At 58.1% G+C, this 20,196-nt stretch carries 17 protein-coding genes and 1 pseudogene; 11 read left to right on the top strand and 7 right to left on the bottom strand.

Annotation, left to right across the window (positions count from 1 at the left end; translation table 11 throughout):
• The first annotated feature begins 107 nt into the window (after positions 1-107).
• From mglB to mglC, 3 genes are all read left to right on the top strand, one after another.
• On the top strand, positions 108-1,106 hold the full coding sequence (gene mglB / locus ACLH1U_RS21085; protein ID WP_023290441.1) for a galactose/glucose ABC transporter substrate-binding protein MglB: 999 nt from the start codon (positions 108-110) through the stop codon (positions 1,104-1,106).
• A gap of 118 nt (positions 1,107-1,224) precedes the next feature.
• On the top strand, positions 1,225-2,745 hold the full coding sequence (gene mglA, locus ACLH1U_RS21080; RefSeq protein WP_004175074.1) for a galactose/methyl galactoside ABC transporter ATP-binding protein MglA: 1,521 nt from the start codon (positions 1,225-1,227) through the stop codon (positions 2,743-2,745).
• 15 nt (positions 2,746-2,760) lie between these two features.
• On the top strand, positions 2,761-3,771 hold the full coding sequence (gene mglC / locus ACLH1U_RS21075; RefSeq protein ID WP_002912871.1) for a galactose/methyl galactoside ABC transporter permease MglC: 1,011 nt from the start codon (positions 2,761-2,763) through the stop codon (positions 3,769-3,771).
• Positions 3,772-3,841: 70 nt separating this feature from the next.
• Here the strand turns inward: mglC and sanA are convergent, their stop codons facing one another.
• From sanA to ACLH1U_RS21055, 4 genes are all read right to left on the bottom strand, one after another.
• Complete coding sequence (gene sanA / locus ACLH1U_RS21070; protein ID WP_004201624.1) at positions 3,842-4,558, bottom strand: outer membrane permeability protein SanA; 717 nt, start codon at positions 4,556-4,558, stop codon at positions 3,842-3,844.
• 337 nt (positions 4,559-4,895) lie between these two features.
• The gene (gene cdd, locus ACLH1U_RS21065; RefSeq protein ID WP_032453522.1) at positions 4,896-5,780 is read right to left on the bottom strand and encodes a cytidine deaminase; all 885 of its coding nucleotides are present in this window, start codon (positions 5,778-5,780) and stop codon (positions 4,896-4,898) included.
• A gap of 128 nt (positions 5,781-5,908) precedes the next feature.
• The gene (locus ACLH1U_RS21060; RefSeq protein WP_004201621.1) at positions 5,909-6,604 is read right to left on the bottom strand and encodes a CidB/LrgB family autolysis modulator; all 696 of its coding nucleotides are present in this window, start codon (positions 6,602-6,604) and stop codon (positions 5,909-5,911) included.
• Positions 6,594-6,998 carry a CidA/LrgA family protein gene (locus ACLH1U_RS21055; protein ID WP_023290438.1) on the bottom strand — a complete coding sequence of 135 codons (405 nt, stop codon included), beginning with the start codon at positions 6,996-6,998 and terminating at the stop codon, positions 6,594-6,596. Before ACLH1U_RS21055 ends, ACLH1U_RS21060 begins: the two co-directional genes overlap by 11 nt.
• A gap of 358 nt (positions 6,999-7,356) precedes the next feature.
• On the opposite strand from ACLH1U_RS21055, the gene dusC reads away from it, so the two are divergent.
• The 5 genes and pseudogenes from dusC (at position 7,357) to ACLH1U_RS21030 (ending at position 14,408) form a co-directional block, all read left to right on the top strand.
• Positions 7,357-8,289, top strand: a complete 933-nt coding sequence (gene dusC, locus ACLH1U_RS21050; RefSeq protein ID WP_032453520.1) for a tRNA dihydrouridine(16) synthase DusC — start codon at positions 7,357-7,359, stop codon at positions 8,287-8,289.
• A gap of 354 nt (positions 8,290-8,643) precedes the next feature.
• Positions 8,644-10,008, top strand: a complete 1,365-nt coding sequence (locus ACLH1U_RS21045) for a carbohydrate porin (protein WP_105491248.1) — start codon at positions 8,644-8,646, stop codon at positions 10,006-10,008.
• A 155-nt stretch (positions 10,009-10,163) separates the two neighbouring features.
• Complete coding sequence (gene bglG, locus ACLH1U_RS21040) at positions 10,164-10,997, top strand: transcriptional antiterminator BglG (RefSeq protein WP_048336199.1); 834 nt, start codon at positions 10,164-10,166, stop codon at positions 10,995-10,997.
• Between the two features lie 29 nt (positions 10,998-11,026).
• Positions 11,027-12,998: pseudogene (gene bglF, locus ACLH1U_RS21035) on the top strand (PTS beta-glucoside transporter subunit IIABC).
• Between the two features lie 15 nt (positions 12,999-13,013).
• Positions 13,014-14,408, top strand: coding sequence for a glycoside hydrolase family 1 protein (locus ACLH1U_RS21030; protein WP_048297900.1), 1,395 nt, complete (start codon positions 13,014-13,016; stop codon positions 14,406-14,408).
• Positions 14,409-14,441: 33 nt separating this feature from the next.
• Here the strand turns inward: ACLH1U_RS21030 and ACLH1U_RS21025 are convergent, their stop codons facing one another.
• Positions 14,442-15,176 carry a class I SAM-dependent methyltransferase gene (locus ACLH1U_RS21025; protein ID WP_085551302.1) on the bottom strand — a complete coding sequence of 245 codons (735 nt, stop codon included), beginning with the start codon at positions 15,174-15,176 and terminating at the stop codon, positions 14,442-14,444.
• A 128-nt stretch (positions 15,177-15,304) separates the two neighbouring features.
• Here ACLH1U_RS21025 and mdtQ point away from each other — a divergent pair, with 128 nt between their 5' ends.
• A complete protein-coding gene (mdtQ, locus tag ACLH1U_RS21020; RefSeq protein WP_044524206.1) occupies positions 15,305-16,744 on the top strand; it encodes a multidrug resistance outer membrane protein MdtQ in 1,440 nt (479 codons plus the stop codon).
• Between the two features lie 32 nt (positions 16,745-16,776).
• Here mdtQ and ACLH1U_RS21015 read toward each other — a convergent pair whose 3' ends face one another.
• Entirely contained in the window at positions 16,777-17,346 is a 570-nt protein-coding gene (locus ACLH1U_RS21015) for a DedA family protein (RefSeq protein WP_023290430.1), read from the bottom strand.
• Between the two features lie 154 nt (positions 17,347-17,500).
• Here ACLH1U_RS21015 and ACLH1U_RS21010 point away from each other — a divergent pair, with 154 nt between their 5' ends.
• Positions 17,501-18,088 carry a Yip1 family protein gene (locus ACLH1U_RS21010; RefSeq protein ID WP_032453512.1) on the top strand — a complete coding sequence of 196 codons (588 nt, stop codon included), beginning with the start codon at positions 17,501-17,503 and terminating at the stop codon, positions 18,086-18,088.
• 188 nt (positions 18,089-18,276) lie between these two features.
• On the top strand, positions 18,277-19,227 hold the full coding sequence (gene pbpG / locus ACLH1U_RS21005; protein WP_074194602.1) for a D-alanyl-D-alanine endopeptidase: 951 nt from the start codon (positions 18,277-18,279) through the stop codon (positions 19,225-19,227).
• 411 nt (positions 19,228-19,638) lie between these two features.
• On the opposite strand, the gene ACLH1U_RS21000 is transcribed toward pbpG, so the two are convergent.
• The gene (locus ACLH1U_RS21000) at positions 19,639-20,193 is read right to left on the bottom strand and encodes a GNAT family N-acetyltransferase (RefSeq protein WP_002912829.1); all 555 of its coding nucleotides are present in this window, start codon (positions 20,191-20,193) and stop codon (positions 19,639-19,641) included.
• Between the last annotated feature and the right edge of the window lie 3 nt (positions 20,194-20,196).

The following is a 20,196-nucleotide window of genomic DNA, read 5'->3' as shown; positions in this document are numbered from 1 at the left end:
AAGACCGAATTTTCGTCGTGAAATGCGTTGTGCGGTAACACTAATGCAACAAATCCCGCCCGCACTTTTTCACAAAAATGACCCTGCATAATAAAACCGGAGATTCCATGAATAAGAAGGTGTTTACCCTCTCTGCTGTAATGGCTGGTCTGTTATTTGGCGCCGCAGCACACGCAGCAGATACCCGTATCGGCGTGACGATTTATAAATATGACGACAACTTTATGTCGGTGGTGCGTAAGGCGATTGAAAAAGATGGCAAATCCGCGCCTGACGTCCAGCTGCTGATGAATGACTCGCAGAACGACCAGTCGAAACAAAACGATCAGATTGACGTGCTGCTGGCGAAAGGCGTGAAAGCCCTGGCGATCAACCTGGTTGACCCGGCTGCGGCGGGAACGGTCATCGAAAAAGCGCGCGGGCAGAACATTCCGGTGGTGTTCTTCAACAAAGAGCCTTCCCGTAAAGCGCTGGATAGCTATGACAAAGCTTATTACGTCGGTACCGACTCGAAAGAGTCCGGGATTATTCAGGGCGATCTGATCGCCAAGCACTGGAAAGCCAACCCGAACTGGGATCTGAATAAAGACGGCCAGATCCAGTACGTCCTGCTGAAAGGCGAGCCGGGCCATCCGGATGCGGAAGCGCGTACCACCTACGTTATCAAAGAGCTGAATGATAAAGGCCTGAAGACCCAGCAGCTGCAGATGGACACCGCCATGTGGGATACCGCCCAGGCGAAAGACAAAATGGACGCCTGGCTCTCCGGCCCGAATGCGAACAAGATTGAAGTGGTGATCGCTAACAACGACGCCATGGCGATGGGCGCGGTTGAAGCGCTGAAAGCGCACAACAAGAGCAGCATTCCGGTGTTCGGCGTGGATGCGCTGCCGGAAGCCCTGGCGCTGGTGAAATCCGGCGCGATGGCCGGTACCGTGCTGAACGATGCTAACAACCAGGCGAAAGCGACCTTCGATCTGGCGAAAAACCTGGCCGACGGAAAAGACGCTGCGGCAGGCACCAACTGGAAAATTGACAACAAGATTGTTCGCGTCCCCTATGTGGGCGTCGATAAAGACAACCTGAGCCAGTTTACCGGCAAATAATCGTGATGTGAGTTGCGGGCGTGGGTTATCCACGCCCGATTATTCCTGATACAGAACCAGACTCCTGCTGGCGTTATTGCGCCGGACGGGGCGTGCATGAACGCAGCCAGGTATAACTATGGTCAGCAATAATAGCGAACGGTCAGGCGAATATTTGTTGGAGATGAGCAACATCAACAAATCGTTTCCTGGCGTCAAGGCTCTTGATAATGTCAACCTGAAGGTTCGTCCGCACTCCATTCATGCGTTAATGGGTGAGAACGGCGCCGGTAAATCGACATTATTAAAATGCCTTTTTGGGATCTATCAAAAAGATTCCGGCAGCATTCTTTTTCAGGGAAAAGAGATCGATTTCCATTCGGCGAAAGAAGCCCTGGAAAACGGTATTTCGATGGTACATCAGGAATTAAACCTGGTCTTACAGCGTTCGGTCATGGACAACATGTGGCTCGGGCGTTATCCCACTAAAGGTATGTTTGTCGATCAGGACAAAATGTACCGGGACACCAAGGCCATATTTGATGAGCTGGATATTGATATCGACCCGCGCGCCCGCGTCGGTACCTTATCGGTATCCCAGATGCAGATGATTGAGATCGCCAAGGCGTTTTCCTATGACGCCAAAATCGTCATCATGGACGAGCCGACGTCGTCGCTGACGGAAAAAGAGGTCAACCATCTGTTTAAGATCATCCGCAAGCTGAAAGATCGCGGCTGCGGTATCGTCTATATCTCGCACAAAATGGAAGAGATTTTCCAGCTGTGCGATGAAATTACCATCCTTCGCGACGGCCAGTGGATCGCCACCCAGCCGCTGGAAGGGCTGGATATGGACAAGATCATCGCCATGATGGTCGGGCGTTCGCTCAACCAGCGCTTTCCGGATCGCGAAAACACCCCGGGAGAAGTGATCCTCCAGGTGCGCAATCTTACCTCCCTGCGCCAGCCGTCCATTCGCGATGTCTCCTTCGATCTGCATAAGGGCGAAATTCTCGGTATCGCCGGTCTGGTGGGCGCGAAGCGTACCGACATCGTGGAGACCCTGTTCGGGATCCGTGAGAAGGCCAGCGGCACCATCACCCTGCACGGGAAGAAGATCAACAACCACAGCGCCAATGAGGCGATTAACCACGGTTTTGCGCTGGTGACCGAGGAGCGGCGCTCCACCGGGATTTACGCCTATCTGGATATCGGTTTTAACTCGCTGATCTCCAATATTAAGAAATACAAAAACAGCATCGGCTTGCTGGATAACTCGCGGATGAAGAGCGATACCCAATGGGTCATTGACTCTATGCGCGTTAAAACCCCCGGCCAGCATACGCAGATTGGTTCGCTTTCCGGTGGTAACCAGCAAAAGGTCATTATTGGCCGCTGGCTGCTGACCCAGCCGGAGATCCTGATGCTGGATGAGCCGACGCGCGGTATCGACGTCGGCGCCAAATTCGAGATCTATCAGCTGATTGCCGAGCTGGCTAAAAAAGATAAAGGGATCATTATTATTTCCTCCGAAATGCCGGAACTGCTGGGGATTACCGACCGCATTCTGGTGATGAGCAACGGCCTGGTCGCGGGCATTGTTGAGACTAAAACCACCACGCAAAACGAAATACTGCGTCTTGCGTCATTGCACCTTTAAGATCAGGGGCTTCACATGAGTGCGTTAAATAAAAAGAGTTTTCTCACTTACCTGAAAGAGGGTGGGATATATGTCGTCCTTCTGGTCCTGTTGGCCATTATTATTTTTCAGGATCCGACATTTTTAAGTCTGCTCAACCTGAGTAATATTCTGACCCAGTCCTCGGTGCGTATTATTATTGCCCTCGGGGTGGCCGGACTGATCGTCACGCAGGGCACCGACCTCTCCGCCGGCCGTCAGGTGGGACTGGCGGCGGTGATTGCCGCGACCATGCTGCAGGCGGTGGATAATGCCAACAAGGTGTTCCCGGATATGGCGACCATGCCGATCCCGCTGGTCATCCTGCTGGTATGCGCCATCGGGGCGGTCATCGGCCTGATTAACGGGATCGTCATTGCCTATCTGAACGTGACGCCGTTTATTACCACCCTTGGGACCATGATCATCGTCTACGGCATTAACTCGCTGTACTACGACTTCGTGGGCGCGTCGCCGATCTCCGGCTTCGACAGCCATTTCTCCCATTTTGCGCAGGGGTTTGTGGCGCTGGGCTCGTTCCGCCTGTCCTACATCACCTTCTACGCGCTGATTGCCGTCTTCTTTGTCTGGATCCTGTGGAACAAGACGCGCTTTGGCAAAAACATCTTCGCTATCGGCGGTAATCCGGAAGCGGCGAAGGTCTCCGGGGTCAACGTAGCGTTGAACCTGCTGATGATCTACGCCCTCTCCGGCGTGTTCTACGCCTTCGGCGGCCTGCTGGAAGCTGGTCGTATCGGCTCGGCGACCAATAACCTCGGCTTTATGTACGAACTGGACGCCATCGCCGCCTGCGTGGTGGGCGGCGTATCGTTCAGCGGCGGGGTAGGGACCGTATTCGGCGTGGTGACCGGGGTGATTATCTTCACCGTGATCAACTACGGCCTGACCTATATCGGCGTTAACCCTTACTGGCAGTACATCATTAAGGGGGCGATCATTATCTTCGCCGTGGCGCTGGATTCCCTGAAATACGCCCGTAAGAAGTAATTTTTGCCTGAGTAAAAACCCGCGCCTGGCGCGGGTTTTTTTATATCTGAAACGGATGCGTTGATGGAGGCTACTTTTCTTTCTGCAGCTCCAGTAGCTGCTCCGGGGTGACCGCCGGGTAGGACTGGGCGTCATCCGGCACGTCGTGCTGCTGCGCCGGAATCGGAATTAAAGGACCGAGGAAGCGCGGTTCCCGTTTGAAGATGTAGAGGTCCGCCAGCGCGCCGAAGCGGGCGCCGAATTCGCGCAGCCGCACGCTCCACATATCCTTCGGCGACGGCACCGCGTAGCACTGAGCCTGGATCCCCATATGCAGGGCGATAAACAGCGCCCGTTCGCAGTGGAAGCGTTGGGTGATGATAATGAAGTCGTTGGTGTCGAACACTTTGCGGGTGCGGACGATCGAGTCGAGCGTGCGGAAACCGGCATAGTCCAGCACGATATCCGCCGGATCGACGCCGCCTTTAATCAGGTCCCGGCGCATAGTCATCGGTTCATTGTAGCTTTGCAGGGCGTTATCCCCGCTCAACAGCAGATAGTTGACCTTGCCGCTGTTGTAGGCGTTGAGCGCGCCCTGGATGCGGTAGCGGTAATACTGATTGATCACCCCGGTGCGGTAGTATTTAGCGGTGCCCAGCACCACGCCGACCTGGCGGTAGGGGAGGTCCTGCAGTTCGTCATAGATATAGGGCGCGGTTTTCCAGCTCATCCAGCGGTCAAGACCCAGCACGGTCAACAGCAGCAGGCCGAGCAGGACTAACAGGCTGTAGAACACACGCTTTAACATGAACTTGGCTCAATAATAGACAACGGAGTCTTCAGGCTACTTTACCCGCCGGGTAAGCGCAAGAAACCCGCGTTTAATTGCGGGGATTTTCAGCAATATGGACCGATCGCCGATCCCAGACCGGGCAAGGCGTAGCCGCAACCTGTTCTCCGGCCCTCCGGGAACGTCTCAGCGACTTTGAGGCCGTCAGGTCGGCAGTTTCAGCAGTCATCGCGATCTTCAGCTCGCAATGGCGCGAACGGTAGGTCGGGTTAGCGGAGCGACACCCGACAACATAACGGCATAAAAGGTTGGCCGGATTAGACGAAATCGTCATCCGGCCATCTGCTCAGGCTGATTAACCTAACAGCACGCGCTCGATATTGTGGCAGCCCAGCGCCTTCAGGGTGGCGACGGTGGCGTCCCACTGAATCAGCGCCGCATCGGCTTTCTCCGCCAGGATCGCCCGCTGGATGTCCGGATAATCATAGCCGTTGAGGCTGAGGAGATTCAGCGCCCCCTGCAGCGGCGGCAGCGTCGGGTTGAACGCCGCGTTTTCCGCATAGCTGCCGCTGAAAAGGGTGCCATCTTTCAGCTCCAGCGCTACGCCGGAAGGCGAGTGGCTGTACGGCGCGTGGCAGCGGTTAGCGGCCTCAATCGCCGCCTGGGACAGGGCATCGCCGCTGACCGGGAAGCCGTGGTTCTGGTGGTCCATCAGCAGGGTTTTGATCTCCAGGTCTTTCGGGCCGAAGGCATCCGGCAGATAGTGCTGCAGCGCATGGGCTTCGCGACCGGGCAGATGAATGCGCAGCGCCAGTCCGCTGTTCAGTTCGTTCATAAACTGACGGCAATGGCCGCACGGCGTGTAGTTCACCGTGATGGCGCGCAGGGAGGTTTCACCGCGCAGCCAGGCGTGGCTGATGGCGCTCTGCTCCGCATGGACGGTCTGCTGCATGGTGGCGCCGAGAAACTCCATGTTGCCGCCAAAGTACCAGCGGCCGCTGACGCCGCGGGCGATAGCCCCGACGTTAAAGTGGGAAAGGTCGGCGCGCGCGCAGGCGGCGGCCAGCGGCAGTAGCGCAAAGGCCAGCGCGTCTTCGTCCAGACCTGTCGCCTGTTGCAGCGTCGCCACCTGATCGGCTTCGAGCAGCGCCGGGAAGTGCGGGTCGACGAGCATCGGGGCGATGGCCGCCTGCAGGTCTGCTGCCAGAGTCGTCAAAGCAGCTTGAAAACGTGAGTGCATAGCGTTGCCTCATAACAGTGTAATGGGAAACCAGTGTACGGGCGTCAAGGGGTTTCAAATGTGATTTACATCTCATTGCTAATGCAACTTTTCATCGTTGCATTAATAAATGTGATGTGAGTCACATTTCATCCCACTACCGCAAGGATCAGCGGGAATAAAAACGGCGCCATCAACGAAGTGATGATCCCGCACAGCACCAGCGCCAGCGAGCTGAACGCCCCTTCCTGATAGTCCAGTTCCGCACAGCGGGCGGTACCGAGGGCGTGCGAGGCGGTGCCCATCGACAGGCCGCGCGACGCTTTAGTGCGAATACGCATCAGGTTGAGCAGGGTATGGCCGAATACCGCGCCAAGGATGCCGACAAAAATCACGCACACGGCGCTGATGGCCGGGATGCCGCCGATACTGCCGCTCACCGCCATGGCAATCGGCGTGGTCACCGATTTGGGCAGAACAGAGGCGGCGATCTGCGGTGTGGCGCCCATCAGCAGGGCCACGGTGGTGCCGGTGATCATCGCCACGCAGCTGCCGATAAAGCAGATGGTGATGATCGATTTCCAGCGCGCGCGGATCTGGTGCAGCTGTTCATACAGCGGGAAGGCCAGCGCGACCACCGCCGGCTGCAGCAGATCGTTCAGGATCTTGCTGCCGGCAAAATAACGCTCATAGGAGATCCCGGTCAGCAGCAGAAACGGGATTATCACCACCATCGCCACCAGCAGCGGGTTGAGCAGCGGGAATTTGAAGCGGGCCGCCAGTTTGCGGGCGAGGAAAAAGACGATCAGGGTTAGCGGCAGCGACCACCAGATTTCATGCATCATTTTTCTTTTCCTTTTGCCCAATCACTTTGCGTTCGCCATGCACCAGGTGAGAGCTCCAGCTCACCACCACAAACACCACCAGCGTGCTGATGGCGCAGGAGATGACGACCGGCCCCAGCTGGGCGCGCAGCAGATCCCAGTACTGCATCACGCCGACGCCGATCGGCACGAACAGCAGCGCCATATAGCGGATCAGGATATTGCAGCCGGGGTTGACCCACTGCGGCGGCATAATTTGCAGCGCCAGCAGCACGAAGAGGATCAGCATGCCGATGATGCTGCCGGGGATGGTGATGGGCAGCAGCCCGGCGATAAATATTCCGGCGTATAAGCAGGCGTAAATCAGGACGAAAGCCCGCAGGTAGTGCCAGATAATAGTCAGCGATTTACTCATGGTAATAACCCTTGATGAAGTGTATTCATCATACAATTAATCCCTAAAATGTGCTACCGATCACATCATGAATTCTATGCATAGCGCTGATAGCGTACGGGAACAATAGTCTCTCCCGGCAGGACCTGACAGCTCGCAGCTTTGGGTATATCGGGTCCCACGCTACCTTTTTGGAAGAGAAGCGGCAAATGAAGGCGGTATGAGACGCCGCAGACTCCTGTAAAGCATAGAGATTATCTCCTCGCTTTGCCGCATTCGCCGAATGGGGAATGGCGTACGGCAGGCGGGACGCATTGAGCACTTTCAACCAACGCCCGGAGGCGCTACCATAGCGCCTCTTTTTTTTCCGGGTAATGATATGCGTGTACTACTGGCGCCGATGGAAGGCGTGCTCGATTCGCTGGTGCGCGAGCTGCTGACCGAAGTGAACGATTACGATCTGTGCATCACCGAGTTTCTGCGGGTGGTGGATCAACTGCTGCCGGTTAAATCGTTCTACAGGCTGTGCCCGGAGCTGCATTATCAAAGCCGCACCCCGTCCGGTACCCGCGTGCGCGTCCAGCTGCTGGGGCAATATCCCGAGTGGCTGGCGGAAAACGCCGCCCGCGCGGTGGCGCTTGGCTCGTGGGGCGTCGATTTAAACTGCGGCTGTCCGTCGAAGCTGGTGAACGGCAGCGGCGGCGGGGCGACGCTGCTGAAAGATCCGGAGCTTATCTATCGCGGCGCGAAGGCGATGCGCGAGGCGGTGCCCGGTCATCTGCCGGTGACGGTGAAAGTTCGTCTCGGCTGGGACAGCGGCGAACGGCGCTTTGAAATCGCCGACGCGGTGCAGCAGGCGGGGGCCAGCGAGCTGGTGGTCCACGGCCGCACCAAAGAAGATGGCTACAAAGCGGAGCGCATCAACTGGCAGGCCATCGGCGAGATCCGCCAGCGCCTGACCATTCCGGTAGTCGCCAACGGCGAAATCTGGGACTGGCAAAGCGCTCAGGACTGTATGGCCGTCACCGGCTGTGATTCGGTGATGATTGGCCGCGGGGCGCTCAACGTACCGAACCTCAGCCGGGTGATCAAATACAACGAACCGCGCATGCCGTGGCCGCAGGTGGTTCAGCTGTTGCAAAAATATACCCGTCTGGAAAAGCAGGGCGATACCGGCCTGTATCATGTGGCGAGAATTAAGCAGTGGCTGGGCTATTTACGCAAGGAATATACCGAGGCGCTGACGCTGTTTAATGAAATTCGCGCCCTGCAAACCTCTGCTGAAATAGCGGCGGCGATCGCCCGCTATTAAGCGCCATATTGTTATTCGCTTCACATATTATTACTTGTCCGCCTATTGATGATAGGCATGAGTGAAATAAAGTGATACTGTGCGGTCAATCAATTCAGGATTGCTACTGAACGCAGGCAAAACCTAAGCACTTCCGTCATTCGTGGCGGCAAGTGCTTAGGTTTTTTTTTGGCCAAAATTTAACGGTGGGTAAATAATGACGTAAAACAAGAGATTGTCATTCATCTTTTCTCTGGCACGGTCGCGGTTTTATTACCGAAGGAGGCCCCTGCCATTCCTTTTTTAAAAAAGAAAACAGGTAAATAAATAGCCTGGGGATCCCTTTGTTTTTATTCAGTCACGGTGGAGATCACAATGTATAACAAAAAAATAAATCAGCTTTTTATCGGCGCGGCGCTGGCGGCGATGGCGCCCGTCGTGAACGCGGCGCAAACCCCGGCGTGGAACGGCAGCGTGCTGGGGTTTGAAGCCGGACAGCCAGGGCTGCTGGGCGATATGCTGGGTATTCGTCCAATCCTTGAAGAGAACGGCTTTCATTATAATCTCGGCTATCTTAACGAGATGGCCTACAACGCCGGCGGCGGTTATAACCACGATAAACATCTGGCCTATATTGACCAGGTGTCGTTGACCTTTACCCAGGATCTGGAGCGCTGGACCGGCATACCGGACGCCCGTCTCGAGGGCAACATCGTCAACCGCAACCACGATGATAACCTCACCACGAAACGGCTGCAGGATCCGCGGGTCAGCTTCAACGATCTGTCGCAGGAGAGCTGGGGCGGCGGGTCGATCACCCGTCTCGGCTGGCTGACCTTCGCCCGCAGCTTTGACGACCGTCGTCTGACCTGGCGCATCGGCATGATGAACAAGGTGCAAACCTTCGACCAGATCATTCCCTGCGATTTCCAGCTGTTGACCCAGTGCGGCGGCAAATCGGCCAACTCGCTGACCTGGAATAACTGGAACATCCACACCTGGGGCACCACCCTGGAGTACAAGCTGACGCCGACGGTCACCCTCAAAGGCGGGGTGATGGAGCAAAACCCGCAGGCCGCCTCGCGCAGCCATGCCTGGAGCTGGTCGACGAAGGGCAGCAAAGGCATTTTACTGCCGCTGGAGATCGAAACCCGTCCGCTGATGAATGGCCTGCCGGGAGCCTATAACCTCGGCGTGGTCTGGACTAACGCGCCGCAAAGCGACCTCTACAGCGGCAAATCCGGCGGCGCCGGGGCGACGGACCCGCAGGGCTACGCCGAGCACGACAGCACCTGGTTTATGTACGCCGGCCTGAACCAGCAGATTACCCGCCACGCCGACGATCCGCTGCGGGGAATGAGCGTCTCGCTGAGCGGCAGCCTCAGCGACCAGCGCAGCAACTATATCCACTCCGCCGTCGCCGCCTCGATGCGTTACCGCGGGCTGTTTGACGCCCGTCCGGAGGACTGGATCGGCTTCGGCCTGACGTGGATCGACATGAGCAGCCACTACGCGCGCAATCAGCGCTACATGAACCAGCTCAGCGGCGCCGCCGACTATAACGATCCGGCCTGGCAGCCGGTGGCCGGCCACTCGCTGAACGGCGAACTCTATTATCGCTTCCGTCCGGTCTCCTGGCTGGAGCTGCAGCCGGGCCTGCAGTACTGGCACCGTCCGGGCGGCGTTGCGCAGACCCAGGACGCGTGGGTGGTGGAGTGGAAAACCGTCGTGACCTTCTGATAGTCGCGATCTTAATCACGTTTTTTCACTTGTCAGGTTGAGCGCGCAGCAGAAGTTGTTACAGTGCTGGCGTTGGATTGCAACTGCTGCGGCAGGCAAAACCTGATTACCTGGCGTTTCGTCGGGGGTCAGGTTTTTTTGTTTCTGGGGTCAATATGCAAATCGCCAAAGTACTCAATAACAATGTGGTGGTGGTTCTTGACGAGCACCAGCGCGAACAGGTGGTGATGGGGCGAGGGCTGGCCTTTCAGAAACGCCCGGGCGACGCGCTGGACGACAGCAAAATTGAAAAAGTCTTCGCCTTACAAAGCGATGAACTGGTCGGCCGCTTAGGTGAACTGCTCAGTCAGATTCCGTTAGAAGTGATGACCACCTGCGATCGCATTATCGACCTGGCGCGCGGGCGGTTGGGCAAGTTACAGGAAAGTTTGTACATCACGTTAACGGATCACTGTCACTTTGCTATCGAGCGGCAGAAAAAGGGTATCGCACTGCGTAACGTGCTGCTGTGGGAGATCAAGCGGCTCTATCCGAAGGAGTTCGCGCTGGGCCAGGAGGCAAGGGCCATTATTGGCAAACGGCTCGGCGTGGCGCTGGCGGAGGATGAAGCCGGATTTATCGCCCTCCATCTGGTGACGGCGCAGCTCAACAGCGAAATGCCGGAGGTCATGCACGTGACCCGGGTGATGCAGGAGATCCTGCAGCTGGTGAAGTATCAGCTGCATCTGAACTACGACGAGGAGTCGCTGAGCTATCAGCGTTTCGTCACCCACCTGAAGTTTTTCGCCCAGCGGATGCTGACCCGCACGGTGGTGGAAGATGACGACGTCTCGCTGCACAGCGCGGTGAAAGACAACTACGCCAAAGCGTGGAAGTGCGCGGAAACGGTGGCGACGCATCTGCAAAAGCAGTATCAGCGGGCGCTGACCACCGAAGAAATTATGTTTCTTGCCATTCATATTGAACGGGTAAGAAAAGAGGGACGCTAAGTCTCCCGACAAAACTGGATTGTTACTGCATGATGCAGGCAAAACCTGAGCGCGACGCCTACCGGCGTGGTTCTCGGGTTTTTTTTATTTTTACTACTCAGTCGCCGGTTGTCTGCGGGCAGCGGCAGTAAGGAAAAGAGCATGGAATATAAAGCACTCGCGCAGGATATTCTCCGCCGCGTCGGCGGCAAAGAGAACATTGTGAGTCTGGTTCACTGTGCGACACGTCTGCGTTTTAAGCTGAAAGATAACGGCAAAGCCGATGCCGAAGGGCTGAAGGCCAACCCGGGCGTCATTATGGTGGTGGAGAGCGGCGGCCAGTTTCAGGTGGTGATTGGCAACCACGTTCACGACGTCTGGCTGGCGGTGCGTCAGGAGGCAGGGTTAAGCGACGACAGCGAACCGGTGGCGGAAAGCGTTGAAAAAGGGTCGCTGCTGGGGCAGATCATCGATGTCGTGTCGGGAATTTTCACGCCGTTTATCGGCGTGCTGGCGGCCTCCGGTATCCTGAAAGGGATGCTGGCGCTGGCGGTCGTCTGCGGTTGGCTGACCCCGCAACAGGGAACCTATAAAATCTGGTTTGCCGCCAGCGACGCGCTGTTCTTTTTCTTCCCGCTGTTTCTCGGCTACACCGCCGGTAAAAAATTTGGCGGTAACCCGTTTGTCTCGATGGTGATCGGCGGGGCGTTAACCCACCCGCTGATGATTCAGGCCTTTGAGGCCAGCCAGGCGCCGGGCGCGGCGGTGGAGCACTTTCTCGGCATCCCGGTGACCTTTATTAATTACAGCTCATCGGTGATCCCGATTATTCTCGCCTCATGGGTCTGCTGCTGGCTGGAGCGCAAGAGCAACGCGCTGCTGCCGTCATCAATGAAAAACTTTTTTACGCCGGCGATTTGTCTCGCCGTTGTGGTTCCGCTGACGTTTCTGCTGATTGGCCCTCTGGCGACCTGGCTCAGTCATCTGTTGGCCCAGGGGTATCAGATTATCTACGCGGTGGCGCCGTGGCTGGCGGGAGCGGCGATGGGCGCGTTGTGGCAGGTTTGTGTGATCTTCGGCCTGCATTGGGGACTGATTCCGCTGATGATTAACAATCTGACGGTGCTTGGCCATGATTCCATGCTGCCCATGCTGCTGCCGGCCGTTATGGGGCAGGTCGGCGCGGTGCTGGGTATTTTGCTGAAAACCCGCGATGCCCGTCAGAAAGTGCTGGCCGGTTCTGCGTTTTCAGCGGGCATCTTCGGCATTACCGAGCCCGCTATCTATGGCTTAACATTGCCGCTGCGCCGGCCGTTTATCTTCGGCTGCGTGGCGGGCGCCATCGGCGGCGCTATTGTGGGTTTCAGTAACGCTAACGTCTATTCATTCGGCTTCGGGAACATTTTTACCGTGGCGCAAATGATCCCGCCCCAAGGGCTTGATAGCACCGTTTGGGGCGGCATAGTGGGCATCTTCGCGGCGTTGATTATCTCCTGTGGCTTAACTTTCTTCGCCGGCCTGCCGCGCGCCAGCGCCGCGCCGGGCGCCGTGGCGGTAGCGCCGGTCTCGGCAAACGACATTCTGGCGCCGATGAGCGGCAGCGTCATCGCCCTCGATCAGGTGCCGGACAGCACCTTCGCCAGCGGCCTGCTGGGGAATGGGGTCGCCATTATCCCGGCGGTGGGCAAAGTCATCGCCCCGTTCACGGGCGAAGTGGCCTCTCTGTTTCAGACCAAACACGCCATCGGCCTGCAGAGCGACAGCGGCATTGAGCTGCTGATCCACGTCGGCATCGACACGGTCAAACTCGACGGCGTGCCGTTTACCGCGCATGTGAAAGAGGGCGACAGAGTACAGGCCGGCGATCTGCTGATTGAGTTCGATCGTCAGGCAATTCTGGACGCCGGTTACGACCTGGCGACCCCGATTATTATCAGCAACAGCGATGACTATCGTGAGATCGACACGGTGGCGCCCAGCGCCGTCGAAGCCGGTCAGCCGCTGTTGTCAGTCAGCCATTAATCACAGGAGAGAGAGATGAAAACATTCCCGGCAGATTTTTTATGGGGCGGCGCGACCGCGGCGAATCAGGTGGAAGGGGCGTACCTGGAAGATGGCAAAGGGTTATCCACCTCCGATGCGCAGCCGCACGGCGTCTTCGGCGAAGTGGTCGAGCGCGTACCCGGCGACAGCGGGATTAAGGATGTGGCGATCGATTTTTACCATCGTTACCCGGAAGATATCGCCCTGTTTGCCGAGATGGGCTTTAACTGCCTGCGGGTGTCCATCGCCTGGACCCGTATCTACCCCAACGGCGATGACGCCGAGCCGAACGAAGCCGGACTCGTGTTCTACGACAAGTTGTTCGACGAGATGGCGAAGCACAACATCACCCCGCTGGTGACGCTGTCGCATTATGAAATGCCGTGGGCGCTGGTGAAAAACTACGGCGGCTGGGGTAGCCGGGAGGTGATTGGCTTCTTTGAGCGCTACGCCCGGACGGTGTTCAGCCGTTATAAAAACAGGGTCAAACTGTGGCTGACCTTTAACGAAATCAATATGTCGCTGCATGCCCCGATGACCGGCGTCGGCCTGCCGGCCGGCAGCAGCAAAGGCGAGGTGTATCAGGCCATTCACCACCAGCTGGTGGCCAGCGCCCTGGCGGTCAAAGCCTGTCACGAGCTGGTGCCCGAGGGCAAAATCGGCAATATGCTGCTCGGCGGGCTGATGTATCCCCTGAGCTGCAAACCGGAAGATGTGTTCGAGACGCTGCAGGAGAACCGCAGCTGGCAGTTCTTCGGCGACGTGCAGGCGCGCGGGGCGTACCCGGGCTATATGCAGCGCTTTTTCCGCGACAACGGCATCACGCTCGACATCACCGAGGCCGATCGCGACACGCTGAAAACCACCGTCGATTTTATCTCCTTCAGCTACTACATGACCGGGTGTGTCACCGCCGATGAGGCGCTGAACCAGCAGGCGCGCGGCAATATTCTCAGCATGGTGCCGAACCCGCACCTGGCGAGCTCGGAGTGGGGCTGGCAGATAGACCCCCTGGGCCTGCGTACGCTGCTGAACGTGCTGTGGGATCGCTATCAGAAGCCGCTGTTTATCGTGGAAAACGGTCTGGGCGCCAAAGATAAGGTGGAAGCCGACGGCAGCATTAACGATGACTACCGCATCAGCTACCTGAACGACCATCTGGTGCAGGCGCGGGAGGCCATTGACGATGGCGTTGAGCTGATGGGCTTTACCAGCTGGGGACCGATTGACCTGGTGAGCGCCTCGAAGGCGGAGCTGTCGAAGCGCTACGGCTTTATCTATGTCGACCGCCATGATGACGGCACCGGCACCCTGGCGCGCAGTAAGAAGAAGAGCTTTGACTGGTATAAAGAGGTGATTGCCAGCCGCGGCGCCAGCCTGAAAGCGTAACGTTTCTCCGCCCGGCCATCGTCGGGCGGGGGATTAAGCCGGTTTACGCGCGCGCAGTAAAAAGATCATCGGCCGCTCTTTCTCTTCCTCCAGGGCGGGCTGTTGAGCAATCTGTTCGGCGCCTGGCCCCCACTCATCCAGCTGCTCCAGCACAAAACCGGCGGCGATAAGCGCGTTTATCCAGCTCGAGAGTTTGCGGTGCTGTTTAATGACGCCCTCGGCAAACCAGTTGCTGACGCGCTCCCCCTCCTGCTGATAGTGGCTGACCGGCCAGCTCTTTTGCCCCTGTTCATTCACCTGCCATCCCTGCTGCAGCGGCGCGGTATAGATGGGATGTTCGGCAGAAAAAACCAGGACACCGCCAGGGACCAGCGCCTGCTGCAGGGTGGAGAAGAGCGGGGCGATGTCGGGTAAATAATGCAGGGCCAGCGAGCTGTAGATCAGATCGCAGCTGTTGGCGGGCAGCGTCAAGGTTTGCAGATCGGCGCAGCGGTAGTCAATCTCATCCCCGCGGGTCATTTCCCGTGCCTGCGCCAGCATACGCCGGGAGATATCAAAACCCATTATCTGGCTGGCTCCCTGCTGCTGCGCCCAGCGGCAAAACCAGCCGTAGCCGCAGCCGAGATCTACCACCCGCAAACCGGCTAGCGGCGGCAGCATTTGCTGCAGGGCAGGCCACTCCGGTGCGCCATCCAGCCCTTTCACCGAACGATCGAGGGTTGCATAGCCGGCGAAGAAGTGCGGATCGTCATAAATATTCTGGCTCATATTCATCCCTTGAATTGATAAGTTTGTTTATTTTTAGCAAACTAATAATTTAGTCACACGCTTTACTAAACGCGTTTAATTCAATTAACTTATGATCACTCACCTGATTATATTATCTGACCTGTCTAATGAAATTGAGATTAAATAATAGCGTGCTGGCGGCCTTGCCCCTGGCCATCGCGCTGGTAGGCTGCGCGCCTTCCCATGAGGTTGCTCGTCCGCCGCAGCAGCAAATTCCGGCTTCCCACGTTGCCATGGATCTCCCCGCCGCCGTCAAAAACGGCTGGCCGCAGACCGACTGGTGGAAAGACTACCACGATGCCCAACTGGATAATTTGATTCAGCGCGCGCTCGCCAACGCGCCGGATATGCAGATTGCCGAACAGCGCATCAGGCTTGCCGAAGCGCAGGCCAGAATGTCGCAGGCGAATCTTGGCCCGGAGATGGATTTCTCCGCTGACATCGAACGTCAACGCATGTCGGCCGAAGGTCTGATGGGGCCGTTCGCCACCGACACCGACGGCAATACCGGCCCGTGGTACACCAACGGTACCTTCGGCCTGACCGCCGGCTGGGATCTCGATCTGTGGGGCAAAAACCGTGCGCTGGTGAAAGCCCGCATCGGCGAGCTGAAAGCCCAGGTGGCCGAGCAGGCTCAGACCCGCGAGCTGCTCTCCGGCAGCGTGGCGCGCCTGTACTGGCAGTGGCAGACGGAAGCGGCGATCAAAGCGGTGCTGCAGCAGGTGAAAAACGAGCAAAATAATATCGTGACGGTCGACAAGGCCCTGTATCAGCGCGGGATCACCAACTCCGCCGAAGGGGCGGAAAACGATATTAACGTCAGCAAAACCGACCAGCAGCTGGCGGACGTGGCGGGCACGATGAAAGAGATTGAAGCGCGGCTGATGGCCCTGACCAACAGCCAGAGCCAGTCGCTAAACCTCAAACCCGCCAGCCTGCCGACGGTCAGCGCGCAGCTGCCGGACACCCTTGGCTATGAGCTGCTGGCGCGCCGCCCGGATCTGCAGGTCGCTCACTGGTATATCGAGGCGTCGCTGAGCGAAGTGGACGCGGCGAAGGCGGCGTTTTACCCGGACATCAATCTGATGGCGTTCCTGCAGCAGGATGCCCTGCACTTAAGCGATCTTTTCCGCCATTCGGCGCAGCAGATGGGCGTCACTGCCGGACTGACGCTGCCGATCTTCGACAGCGGTCGCCTCAATGCCAATCTGGATATCGCCAGCGCGCAGAACAGCCTGTCCATCGCCCAGTACAACAAAGCGGTGGTGGACGCCGTCAACCAGGTGGCGAAAACCGCCAGCCAGGTCGAGACGCTGATGGCCAAGAGCCAACAGCAGCAGCAGGTTGAAAAAGACGCTCAGCGGGTGGTGGACCTGGCGCAGGCCCGGATGGCGGCGGGGATCTTGCCCGGCTCCCGGGTCAGTATGGCGAAGCTCCCGGCGCTGCAGGAGCGTATCACCGCCTTGCGCCTGCACGGCCAGTGGATTGACGCCAGCATTCAGCTGACCTCGGCCCTCGGCGGCGGCTACCACCAGAGCGTGAAGTAACCGGCCCCCCGGCGCGTCAGCGGGCGCGCCGCTCAGTCTTTCTTCTTCCCTTCGCGCCGCCTGAACCACCAGTGGGCGGCCACGACCACCACCACCGCGAGGATCAGCCAGATCCAGTGCTTCAGATGGGCGTCGAGGTGGTGCAGCCACGGGCCAACCACCTCGCCGCCAAGATAGCCTATGGTGGTAAACAGCAGAGCCCACACCAGCGCCCCGGCAATATTCAGCGGCAGGAAAATGCGCGGCGGCAGGCGGCTGGCGCCGATCAGCAGGGGGCCGATCACCCGGAAGCCGTACATAAAGCGGGTGCCGATGACAAACAGCCACGGCCGGTGCTGGATCATGCGCTGGGCTTTCCTGATCCGCGCCTTCTGGCTGGCGAAACGGCGCAGAATGCGCCCGCCGAAGCGGCGACCAAGCAGATAGAGCAACTGATCGCCAATCATCCCGCCGAGGGCGACAGCGATCACCACCAGGGGAAACTTCAGTAGTCCCTGATGCGCCGCGACGCCGCCCAGCAGGGTAATGGTCTCACCTTCCGCCATGCTGCCGACGATCAGCGCCGCGTAGCCATACTGGGAAATCAGGTGATTGATATCCATAAACAGCTTATCTCCTTACCTCATCACCTGTTAATCATACACCCTGCAGACCAAAACGCGTCGAACGCAGATTTTTTGTGCTGTACGCAAAATAATCTACAGGGTGAATTATACTTGGATCAGTGCAGTACGAAGCCGTGACAAGGGGGACGCTATGAACCATGTCTGGGGGCTCTTCGCTCATCCCAACCGGGAGATGAGCGTGATAAAGAGCGAGAATGAAACCATTTCTCATCACTATACGCACCATGTGCTGCTGATGGCGGCGGTTCCGGTGGTTTGCGCCTTTATCGGCACCACGCAGCTGGGCTGGAACTTCGGTGACGGCACCATTATTAAACTGTCGATGTGGACCGGGCTGGCGCTGGCTGTCCTGTTTTATGCCGTGATGCTGGCCGGGGTGGCGATCATGGGGCGGGTTATCTGGTGGATGGCCAGGCAATATCCGCAGCAGCCTTCCCTGAAACGCTGCATGGTCTTTGCCGGCTATGTGGCCACGCCGCTGTTCCTGAGCGGGATTGTGGCGCTCTATCCGCTGGTCTGGCTGTGCGCGCTGATCGGTACCGTTGCCCTGTTCTATACCGGTTATCTGCTCTATCTCGGAATCCCGACCTTCCTGAGCATTAACCGGGAAGAGGGGCTCAGTTTCGCCAGCTCGACCCTGGCCATCGGGGTGCTGGTGCTGGAAGTACTGCTGGCGATCACCGTGGTGCTATGGGGGTATGGCTACCGACTGTTCTGATCGGACGAAACGGGTCAATATGCATTGCCGGCAAATATGTATTTTATGTCGGCAATGCAGCATTTCTTCACGATTCTTATTAGGCACAGGGCCTTACGGCGCGGTATGATGGCGTTTGCCAGCGAAGTTGCCCACTTAACCTCGCGGCGTACGTTCCATAACGTGCAAAAATACTTTTCAGAATGCCCATGATGCCGAAATTCCGAGTCTCTTTGCTCAGCCTGACCTTGCTGCTGGCTGTGCCTTTTGCGCCCCAGGCGTTAGCAAAAACCCCGACGGCGGTAACCGCCTCGCAGCCGGACATCGCTTCCGGCAGCGCCATGATCGTCGATCTGGCCACTAAAAAAATCATCTACGCCAGCCAGCCGGATCTGGTGCGCCCGATGGCGTCGATCACCAAGGTGATGACCGCCATGGTGGTTCTCGATGCCCATCTGCCGCTGGACGAAATGCTGACGGTGGATATCAGCCATACTCCGGAAATGAAGGGGATTTACTCCCGCGTGCGTCTCAATAGCCAGATCAGCCGCCGCGATATGCTGCTGCTGGCGCTGATGTCTTCCGAGAACCGCGCGGCCGCCAGCCTGGCGCATCACTATCCGGGCGGCTACGACGCCTTTATTCGCGCGATGAACGCCAAAGCGCAGGCGCTGGGTATGACCCATACCCGCTATGTGGAGCCCACCGGTCTGTCGGTGCATAACGTCTCCACCGCCCGCGATCTGACCAAACTGCTGATCGCCAGCGAGCAGTATCCGCTGATTGGCCAGCTGAGCACCACCAAAGAAGAGACCGCCACCTTTGCCCATCCGGCCTACAGCCTGCCGTTCCGCAACACTAACCATCTGGTGTATCGCGACAACTGGAACATCCAGCTGACCAAAACCGGCTTCACCAACGCTGCCGGCCACTGCCTGATTATGCGCACGGTGATTAACCAACGTCCGGTGGCGCTGGTGGTGATGGATGCCTTCGGCAAATATACCCACTTCGCCGACGCCAGCCGTTTGCGGACGTGGATCGAGACCGGGAAGGTGATGCCAGTCCCGGCTTCGGCGCTGAGCTATAAAAAGCAGCGCGAAGCGCAGATGGCGGAGGCGATGCTGAAAGGCGGCGCCCAGACCGCGCAGAACGATTAATCTGCATATGCCCCGGATGACGGCGCATTGCGCCTTGTTCGGGATAAAGATGCATTTATATCAAAGGGTTATCAGGTCTTGTAGGCCCGGCAAGCGCAGCGCCGCCGGGCAATATACCCGGCAGCATGCCGCGTTGTGCCGGATGGTGGCTGACGCCTTATCCGGCCTACATTATTTGGCGCCGGGTTCCGCCCCTTCGCAGGCCCGGCAAGCGCAGCGCCGCCGGGCAATATACCCGGCACCGTGCCGCGTTTGTGCCGGATGGCGGCTAACGCCTTATCCGGCCTACGCGACCTAAAGATGGATTTATATCAAATGGTTATCAGGGATTGTAGGCCCGGCAAGCGCAGCGCCGCCGGGCAATCGGGCTGGGGGGTTTATGCCGCGAGCCGCGGGATGTGACGCCGAATATTACTCCGGCAGCGTCCAGTCGCCGTCACCCAGCGCGCGCTGCATAATCAACGTATCCCGCCAGTCGCCCATCTTATAGCCGACGCTGCGCAGCTGACCTGCCACGGTAAAACCGAACTTTTTATGGATCGCCAACGAGCCGGCATTGTTATGGCCATCGCCGATGATCGCCAGCATCTGCCGCCATGGGCCTTTCTCGCATTCGGCGATCAGCCGCGACAGCAGCGCGCTGCCGATGCCGCGACCGCCCATTCCGGATTCCACGTAGATCGATTCTTCGAGGGTGTAGCGATAGGCCGGGCGCGGGCGATAGAAAGTGGCGTAGCAGTAGCCGACGATAGCCCCGCGCCACAGCGCTACCAGCCAGGGCAGCCCGTTATCGCGCACGGTCTGGATCCGTTTACGCATTTCGTCAACGGTGGGGGGGATCTCTTCGAAGGAGGCGCGGCCATTGAGCACGTGCCAGACATACAGCGCGGCGATGGCGTGCGCATCGTCGGGCAGCGCTTCACGAATTTCTAAATCACTGTCGAGTAACGGGGCCTCTGCAGGCATGGC

It is taken from the genome of Klebsiella sp. 1SOBk5mer, from assembly GCF_046603115.1.
GTDB classification, from domain to species: Bacteria; Pseudomonadota; Gammaproteobacteria; order Enterobacterales; family Enterobacteriaceae; genus Klebsiella; species Klebsiella quasipneumoniae.
The sequence above is the reverse complement of the archived record's forward strand: the minus strand, read 5'-3'. Positions and strand labels throughout refer to the sequence as shown.

What these genes read in the sequence shown, in the direction of transcription:
- ACLH1U_RS21055 (WP_023290438.1), bottom strand. Translation starts at nt 6,998, where the DNA reads ATGAGTAAATCGCTGACTATTATCTGGCACTACCTGCGGGCTTTCGTC.
- mdtQ (WP_044524206.1), top strand. Translation starts at nt 15,305, where the DNA reads ATGAAATTGAGATTAAATAATAGCGTGCTGGCGGCCTTGCCCCTGGCC.
- ACLH1U_RS21000 (WP_002912829.1), bottom strand. Translation starts at nt 20,193, where the DNA reads ATGCCTGCAGAGGCCCCGTTACTCGACAGTGATTTAGAAATTCGTGAA.
- mglC (WP_002912871.1), top strand. Translation starts at nt 2,761, where the DNA reads ATGAGTGCGTTAAATAAAAAGAGTTTTCTCACTTACCTGAAAGAGGGT.
- ACLH1U_RS21025 (WP_085551302.1), bottom strand. Translation starts at nt 15,176, where the DNA reads ATGAGCCAGAATATTTATGACGATCCGCACTTCTTCGCCGGCTATGCA.
- cdd (WP_032453522.1), bottom strand. Translation starts at nt 5,780, where the DNA reads ATGCACTCACGTTTTCAAGCTGCTTTGACGACTCTGGCAGCAGACCTG.
- pbpG (WP_074194602.1), top strand. Translation starts at nt 18,277, where the DNA reads ATGATGCCGAAATTCCGAGTCTCTTTGCTCAGCCTGACCTTGCTGCTG.
- sanA (WP_004201624.1), bottom strand. Translation starts at nt 4,558, where the DNA reads ATGTTAAAGCGTGTGTTCTACAGCCTGTTAGTCCTGCTCGGCCTGCTG.
- ACLH1U_RS21045 (WP_105491248.1), top strand. Translation starts at nt 8,644, where the DNA reads ATGTATAACAAAAAAATAAATCAGCTTTTTATCGGCGCGGCGCTGGCG.
- bglG (WP_048336199.1), top strand. Translation starts at nt 10,164, where the DNA reads ATGCAAATCGCCAAAGTACTCAATAACAATGTGGTGGTGGTTCTTGAC.
- ACLH1U_RS21030 (WP_048297900.1), top strand. Translation starts at nt 13,014, where the DNA reads ATGAAAACATTCCCGGCAGATTTTTTATGGGGCGGCGCGACCGCGGCG.
- mglA (WP_004175074.1), top strand. Translation starts at nt 1,225, where the DNA reads ATGGTCAGCAATAATAGCGAACGGTCAGGCGAATATTTGTTGGAGATG.
- ACLH1U_RS21060 (WP_004201621.1), bottom strand. Translation starts at nt 6,604, where the DNA reads ATGATGCATGAAATCTGGTGGTCGCTGCCGCTAACCCTGATCGTCTTT.
- mglB (WP_023290441.1), top strand. Translation starts at nt 108, where the DNA reads ATGAATAAGAAGGTGTTTACCCTCTCTGCTGTAATGGCTGGTCTGTTA.
- ACLH1U_RS21015 (WP_023290430.1), bottom strand. Translation starts at nt 17,346, where the DNA reads ATGGATATCAATCACCTGATTTCCCAGTATGGCTACGCGGCGCTGATC.
- ACLH1U_RS21010 (WP_032453512.1), top strand. Translation starts at nt 17,501, where the DNA reads ATGAACCATGTCTGGGGGCTCTTCGCTCATCCCAACCGGGAGATGAGC.
- dusC (WP_032453520.1), top strand. Translation starts at nt 7,357, where the DNA reads ATGCGTGTACTACTGGCGCCGATGGAAGGCGTGCTCGATTCGCTGGTG.